Raw genomic sequence first — 267 nt, 5'->3', positions numbered from 1 at the left:
TCAAGAACATATTTGAATCTGGTGAATTACAGGAAAAAGAAGTTGTTTCCACTTTTGAGGTAACCGCTGCAGACGGTAAAAATTACCCAACACAACTTTACAATTTAGATACAATTATAGCTGTTGGTTATCGAGTTAATTCTAAAAAAGCAACATTATTCAGAGTATGGGCTACAAAAGTTTTGAAGGATTTTATTATCAAAGGATTTGCTTTAGATAGTGAACGACTAAAAAACGGGAAAAAGTTTGGCAAAGACTACTTCAATG

Annotated in this window: 1 protein-coding gene; it reads left to right on the top strand. The window is 32.6% G+C overall.

Going from position 1 to position 267, the window contains the following annotated elements; genetic code table 11:
- A partial coding sequence (gene rhuM / locus WG67_RS08060) for a RhuM family protein (RefSeq protein ID WP_458694996.1) occupies positions 1 to 267 on the top strand: 267 nt, incomplete at both ends.

Origin of the sequence: Wolbachia endosymbiont of Drosophila incompta, from assembly GCF_001758565.1 — a bacterium.
Classification (GTDB): Bacteria; Pseudomonadota; Alphaproteobacteria; order Rickettsiales; family Anaplasmataceae; genus Wolbachia; species Wolbachia pipientis.
The sequence above is the reverse complement of the archived record's forward strand: the minus strand, read 5'-3'. Positions and strand labels throughout refer to the sequence as shown.